This is a genomic window from Deltaproteobacteria bacterium, assembly GCA_018668695.1.
Lineage (GTDB): Bacteria > Myxococcota > XYA12-FULL-58-9 > XYA12-FULL-58-9 > JABJBS01 > JABJBS01.
In genome coordinates this window covers 1-6,090 of sequence record JABJBS010000290.1, presented here as the reverse complement: position 1 = coordinate 6,090, position 6,090 = coordinate 1, and the positions used below count along the sequence as shown (strand labels likewise).

The 6,090-nt window shown below is 51.6% G+C and carries 6 protein-coding genes; 5 read left to right on the top strand and 1 reads right to left on the bottom strand.

Translation table 11 applies throughout. The features are described from left to right. The coding region (locus HOK28_15375; GenBank protein MBT6434479.1) for a hypothetical protein at positions 1 to 321 on the bottom strand (321 nt) is incomplete at its 3' end. 317 nt (positions 322 to 638) lie between these two features. Between HOK28_15375 and HOK28_15370 the strand changes: the two genes are divergently transcribed. The 5 genes from HOK28_15370 to HOK28_15350 all read left to right on the top strand — a co-directional run. Further along, positions 639 to 1,922, top strand: coding sequence for a histidine--tRNA ligase (locus HOK28_15370; protein MBT6434478.1), 1,284 nt, complete (start codon positions 639 to 641; stop codon positions 1,920 to 1,922). Between the two features lie 47 nt (positions 1,923 to 1,969). Next, on the top strand, positions 1,970 to 3,487 hold the full coding sequence (locus HOK28_15365; protein ID MBT6434477.1) for a transglutaminase domain-containing protein: 1,518 nt from the start codon (positions 1,970 to 1,972) through the stop codon (positions 3,485 to 3,487). Between the two features lie 10 nt (positions 3,488 to 3,497). Then, on the top strand, positions 3,498 to 4,661 hold the full coding sequence (hemW, locus tag HOK28_15360; protein MBT6434476.1) for a radical SAM family heme chaperone HemW: 1,164 nt from the start codon (positions 3,498 to 3,500) through the stop codon (positions 4,659 to 4,661). 63 nt (positions 4,662 to 4,724) lie between these two features. Beyond that, entirely contained in the window at positions 4,725 to 5,828 is a 1,104-nt protein-coding gene (locus HOK28_15355; GenBank protein ID MBT6434475.1) for a hypothetical protein, read from the top strand. 94 nt (positions 5,829 to 5,922) lie between these two features. Next, positions 5,923 to 6,090: hypothetical protein (locus HOK28_15350; protein ID MBT6434474.1), on the top strand; the 168-nt coding region annotated here is incomplete at its 3' end.

The following is a 6,090-nucleotide window of genomic DNA, read 5'->3' as shown; positions in this document are numbered from 1 at the left end:
GTCTGCTGCATCGCTTGCGTCTGCCGCATCACTTGCGTCTGCTGCATCGCTTGCGTCTGCTGCATCACTTGCGTCTGCTGCATCGCTTGCGTCTGCCGCATCACTTGCGTCTGCTGCATCACTTGCGTCTGCTGCATCACTTGCGTCTGCCGCATCGCTTGCGTCTGCCGCATCGCTTGCGTCTGCTGCATCGCTTGCGTCTGCCGCATCACTTGCGTCGGTTGTATCAGTTGGGTTTTTGGTTTCTGCTTCTTCGACGGCTGCACAGCCAGTGGCAAGTGCGAGTAGAAGAATAAAGAAAGTGTTCTTTATCAATGACATTGAATATCCCCTTCGAGGTCATTTTCAGGGCGGTCTCTGCGACTGCCCCTGGGCTGTTCGTGGGCGCCTTCTAGGGAAAAAGGCATGGGAGTACAACCGCCCTGAGAGGGTTCTAAACAAGAGTATCGATAAAATGCCTACAAAAGTTCTTCACTAGGAACTTGGCCTGATTTTGTTGGGCTTTTTGAAAAACGGGGGTGCTCTGACGGACTTTCAGCCGCCGGATTCACCGAGGGTACTGAAGATCTCAACTAAAGACCCTGTAAACCTTGAGAAATCCCCGAGACCCCGGTACTAGCCACGGTATGAGTAAAACGATGATTTCCACACAGCCTGTCAAAGGAATGCGCGATTTCTTCCCGGAAGATATGCGGATTCGCAATTGGTTATTCTCCACTTGGCGCCGGGTTGCCCACCGCTTTGGGTATGAAGAATACGATGCTTGTGTGGTGGAAGCAGAAGAACTCTATACCCGTAAGGCGGGTGATGAAATTGTGGGTCAGCTTTATAACTTCGCTGACAAGGGCGAGCGAAAGGTCGCGCTGCGTCCTGAAATGACACCAAGCCTTGCGCGGATGATGATGAGCCGAGGTAAAGGCCAAGCACTTCCTGCGCGCTGGTTCAGTATCCCTCAGTGCTTTCGTTATGAACGCATGCAAAAAGGTCGCAAGCGTGAACACTTCCAATGGAACATGGATGTCATTGGCTTGGAGAGTGTCGCCGCCGAAGTCGAGCTGATGAGTGCACAAGTCGCTTTTTTAAAAGAAGTTGGCTTCAAGGTAGAGGGTGAAAATCCTGAGATTATCTTCAAGGTCAGCAATCGCCAGGTTCTCGAATTTTCGTTGAAAGAGCTCGAGATCACGGGTGACGCCTTCGCAGCTGCTTGTGTGACGATTGATAAGCGCGACAAAATCGGCGACGCGAAAACTCTAGAGCTTCTTCTTGAGGGCGGCATCGATGAAGAGCGCGGCCAAAAGATTCTCGACTTATTGGATATCAAAGGCATTGATGCCCTCAAGGAGTCTGTGGGCGAAACCAACCCCGGTTACCAAAGCCTCGCAACCCTTATCGAGTATGCCGAGGCATCCGGGATTGCGTCATCAATCAGCATCGACCTTTCGGTAGTGCGTGGACTCTCTTATTACACAGGTACTGTGTGGGAGCTTTTCGATACCGCGGGCAAAGTGCCACGAGCTATTGCGGGCGGGGGACGATACGACCGCTTGATGGAAACACTGGGCGGTGAGCCTACACCCATGGTTGGGTTTGGCTTTGGAGATGTTGTCATCAGCTTGCTCCTTGAAGAAAGAGGCCTCTTGCCCAAGGAAGATTCTCGAGTGGATGACGTGGTTTACCCCATGGAGGAATCTTCTTTTGCCGTGGCGAATAAGATTGCTGCATCGCTTCGCAACGAGGGCCGTAAGGTATGGGTGGATTATTCCATGCGGCGTTTTAAGCACGTGATTAAACGGGCGGAGTCGCTTGGCGCCCGTGCGCTCTATGTGCTTGGTGAATCTGAGATTGCCGAAGGCGTGGTAAAAGTTCGGACCTTAGGTGCTGAACGGGTTGAATCTTCAAAACCCCTCTCTGATTTCTCTTGATTGTTCCGCGCCAGGCTAGGCGCTTCTTAGAACGAAAGACCGGTACCATGAAACATTCTATCTTAGCTTTGCTTTGCGTGGTCGGCCTCTGGGCTTGCGATACTCAAGATGCCTCACCGATCCCTGCGACCGCACCGGCATCTGAAGTCATTGCCGCAAACGAGCCACCTCCAGTGGCCGAGAAATCGCCTGAACAGGATGCACCGAAGCCGGTTCGAGCGGAAGTACCCCTATACGAGCAAAGCACACTTTTTTACGGCGTTTATCTCAATGCCCATAAAACTGGCTGGATGAAGGTTGAGATGATTCCCTCTGATTCTCAAGTGACTCTCCGGACCTACCTAGAAGCTAAAGTGGGCGGCATGGGAAAAGTGTCGAGGGTTGTTTTGGATGAAACGCGTACCTACGACCGCGGCACAGAAGCGCTGGTCAAATTGTCTTTTGAACAGAGTGCCGAAACCGGGAGCGTACGAGTTGAAGCGAAACGCGATGCAAGTGGCGCTTTAAAGCTGGTTGTGAATGCCGGCAGCGCCTTAACCAGCCATACAGTAACCACCGCTGAGTCATTGTCTGATGCCGTTGCGGTCCGCAAACTTGCCCGAGAGGGAACCTTAGGGAAAAAAGTCGTCGTTGAGCAGTTTGACCCGTCTGCTATGAAAACCATGAAGGTTGAGCATACGCTGGTTGCTGCCGAGAAAAAGATGTTTGGCGGCGTGGAGGTGCCGTTTTTGCAGATTGAGACAAACTATCTCGATATGGGTGTCCTTGAAAATAGCTGGGCCGATGCAACAGGGCGACTCTTTGAAGCCAAGGTCGGTGGTTTTTTTACGGCGCGACTTGAGTCTGAAAAAGAAGCGAAACGCCAGGATTACACCCAAGACCTTCTGGTAAGTGCGGTGGTGAAACCGCCCGCCCCGATTCGCAACCAGGATAAAATCGAAGAGCTCCAAATAACGATGCAGGGTTTTGGTAAGACCTTACCGGCGGCATCTGAGAGACAGGGTGTTGTACAGGAATCCGATAAGGTGATCCTCACACTTCGCAAAGATGGCCCGCTTCCGACCACTCCGCTCCCTGAAAAGGCAGCCGGAGAGTATACGAAGTCTACGCCTTTTATCCAGGCCGCCAATCCTCAGATTCAGGCGGTGGCCCGTAAGGTCATTGGTGATGCAACCACGGTCGATATCGCTGTGAGCCGCCTGGTAGGGTTTGTTTACGAACACGTGAAAGACAGCTATGTGCCTAGCTTCTCGAACTCATTGGAAGTCCTCCAATCAGAACGAGGGGACTGCACGGAGCACAGTGTACTCTTCGTTGGTCTTGCTCGCGCACTCAAGATTCCGGCTCGCGTAGCGGTTGGGATTGGCTACTGGCCCGCGGGTGAGGGGTTTGGATGGCATGCCTGGGCGGAAGTAAAAGCGAACGGTAAGTGGTATACGGTTGACCCTACCTGGAACCAGGTGAATGCGGACGCAACCCATATCAAATTAGCCGATGGTGATCCTATGCAACAAGCCCGTATTGTGATGTTGCTCGGTAAGCTCAGCATCTTGAAGGTTAACTAGGTAAGCGCTGATGGACTCTTTTGGCATCTATGTGCATGTGCCTTACTGCCGCACGATTTGCCCATATTGCGACTTCAATGTTTATGCCCGCAAAGAGCACCCGTGGGCGCAACTTGCTCTAAGCATTCAGCGTGAAATTAAACGCCGCGCCCCTTTATTTGAGCACCAGCCAGTGGGAACCATTTATTTCGGCGGTGGAACACCATCACTGGCTCCACCCTCATTTTTTTCGGCCATCATCAAAGCTATTGGCGAGCGCTTTACGCTCCTTGGGGATGCAGAAATTTCAATTGAGGTGAACCCGGGTACATTAGCACCAGGTGCCCTGGAGGGTTGGCAAAAGGCTGGGATCAATCGGCTTAGTTTGGGTTGGCAAAGCACCCGTTCAAGTTTGATGAAAACTTTAGGCCGAGATCACAGTGTTGATGAAAGTATGGAGGCCTTTAAGCAGAGCCGCGATGCGGGTTTTGAGAATATTTCCTTAGACCTCATCTTTGGTGTTCCTGGGCAGAGAATCTCTGATTTACAAGCAGACCTAAGCTGCATCGAGGCCATTGAACCAGACCATGTCTCCATCTATGAAATGACTTTCCATGAGGGTACGCCCTATGCCCGTTACCTGGATAAAAAAAGGTTTACGCCGGTCACAGACGAACGCGTTTTCGAAATGACTCTTTTGATTGAGCAGTCCATGAAGGCCTCTGGCTTTGAGCACTACGAGGTGAGTAATTTTTCGAAGCCCGGCAAACGCTCTGGGCATAACCAAAGGTATTGGACAGGGAGTCCTTTTTTAGGCCTTGGACCAGGGGCCCATAGTTTTGTTCGGGATGAATGGAACGAAGGTCACCGCTGGGAAAATCGGAGAATGCCGGAAAAGTATTTTAAAGCGATGGAAGCCGGTGAAGCTGCCTTGCCTACAGTGCAAGATGAAACCACGGAGTTTTGTGACACCTTGAACGCTCGCCAGCTCTTTAACGAGCGTGTGATGACGGGGGTTCGGTTGCTTGATGGGTTCTCCCTGGAGCCCTGGCTTGGGTTCGATTTTGTAACAGATATTGCAGCGGCGCGCTCTCATGCGTTTGCCAAAGGCTGGCTCGTTGACGAGTCCAATAAACTTTGCGCGACGCAGGATGGCCGCCGGCATGCGGATAGTTTGGCGGCTTTGTTCTTTTAAGTCACATCCCGGTATCTATATTCGTTAGAGTCTGTTTGAGTGGTCGCTCAAGGAGACTTTTCTATGCATCAGAGATTAAATGGAATTCAGTGCATTGGGCTCATTGGATTTATCTTTTTCAGTTTAGTGTCGACGGCCTTCGCGGAAACGCCGAGACTTTTGTTTATTGGTAACAGTTATACCTACGGCAACGATTTGGAGCAGATGACTGTAAAGCTGATGGCCAAGGCCTCTTCGGATTGGGAGGCTGTAGAAGCGGATCGGCACGCTTTGGGTGGTGCACGCTTTGTACAGCATCTTGCAGAAGCGGATGGCACCAACGGTGAAACCGACCTGCGAACAAAGATTTTAGGACCAGCTTATTTTGCCGTAATGCTCCAGGAGCAGAGTCAAATTCCCGGCTTTCCTCAGGCCAACCCAACGTATCAAGAGAGCAGCTCCTCCTTTGCCGGCCTGAATCAGCTCGTTCAAGGTAATGGTGCTCAGACTCTGGCTCTTATGACCTGGGGGCGGCGAAGTGGTGATTCTCAAAATGCACTTAGGTTTCCCGATTTTAAAGTTATGCAGTCTCATCTGCGTGATGGTTATTTCCAATATGCAACATCCCAAACAACAGACAACCGGTCGGTGGTGGTGGTTCCGGCGGGGCTTGCGTTTGAAAAGGTTTACGATGACATCGTCGCAGCCGGTGAGGATCCGCTGGATGAAGCCTCGTTGTTTTGGAACTTGTATGTTGGCGATGGCTCACACCCAAGCTTGACGGGCAGCTATCTAACGGCTTGCACGCTCTTTGGTTCGTTGACGGGGCAGCGTTTAGACTCTCTTGAGTGGGCACCCGAAGGCATCGATGATGCGAGCCGGGATGCTATTCAAGCCGCGGCGAATTTTGCGGTGTTTGATAGTCATGTGGCCGAGGATGCACCGGCCTTATTTCTTCGGCCCGCGCAAACCCAAGAAGAGACTGATTCAGAAGAGGGCAGCGAACCACAAGAAGAGACGGAGACAGAGACAGAAGATGAAGTTTCACCTGAGCCAGTTTCGCCAGCCGAGCCCGACCCGGCGGCAAGCGGCGGCTGTTCCGGTTGCAATGCATCGCAAGGTTTATCGTTTTATTTATTGATACCAGCACTTTGGCTTTTTCGGCGGCGTCTATTGCGGCAGGTTTGAGACTAGAGCGGTGAGAACTTCGAATATACTGGTGCTCTCCTGCATTTGGAGTATCATGTTGGGGTTGCCGCTTGAGTGCATGAGGGGGAGATTGATGAAGAGAAGTGTATTTCGATTATGTTTTATTTTTAGTTTCGGGATTGCGATAACGGGTTGTGAAAGCCTGCAAGGCGCAGGTGTTACTGAAGATACCGACTCTGATACGACAGAAACAGGTCAAGAAACATCCAGTGATGACCAAGGTGGTGACGACGGCACCAAT

Bases quoted from the DNA above. Each gene is read 5' to 3' on its own strand.
- HOK28_15365 (MBT6434477.1), top strand. From the start codon at position 1,970: ATGAAACATTCTATCTTAGCTTTGCTTTGCGTGGTCGGCCTCTGGGCT.
- HOK28_15370 (MBT6434478.1), top strand. From the start codon at position 639: ATGATTTCCACACAGCCTGTCAAAGGAATGCGCGATTTCTTCCCGGAA.
- HOK28_15355 (MBT6434475.1), top strand. From the start codon at position 4,725: ATGCATCAGAGATTAAATGGAATTCAGTGCATTGGGCTCATTGGATTT.
- hemW (MBT6434476.1), top strand. From the start codon at position 3,498: ATGGACTCTTTTGGCATCTATGTGCATGTGCCTTACTGCCGCACGATT.